The organism is Planktothrix serta PCC 8927, assembly GCF_900010725.2.
Classification (GTDB): Bacteria; Cyanobacteriota; Cyanobacteriia; order Cyanobacteriales; family Microcoleaceae; genus Planktothrix; species Planktothrix serta.
Genome location: NZ_LR734964.1, coordinates 1 through 308 on the forward strand (window position 1 = coordinate 1; position 308 = coordinate 308).

The following is a 308-nucleotide window of genomic DNA, read 5'->3' on the forward strand; positions in this document are numbered from 1 at the left end:
AAAAACCGTGCCTGACGATAGCGAGTTTTACGGTTTCTTCGGGAACGACGTAATGAACGTCGAGATTCCAAAGATATTTTAATCGTTTGACCCCGATGGGTTAATTCTGCACCCCAAATTACTTTGTTTCCTTGAACTAATGCAATTCCAGTGGTTTTTGAACCGGGATCAATTTTGAGGGTTATTTGTTGTATTTCTGGTGCTGGTTTTGACTCCTTTAAGATAATAGTAAATGGATAACGACGATAAACAGCAGCTTGACCTTGATTCAATAACAATCGAGCTTGAGCAGGATGTATTGGGCTTTG

Annotated in this window: 1 protein-coding gene; it reads right to left on the reverse strand. The window is 39.9% G+C overall.

What is annotated here, in order from left to right; genetic code table 11:
* Nucleotides 1–308 (reverse strand): RRXRR domain-containing protein (locus PL8927_RS27820; protein ID WP_231506175.1); only part of this gene is annotated, 308 nt, incomplete at both ends.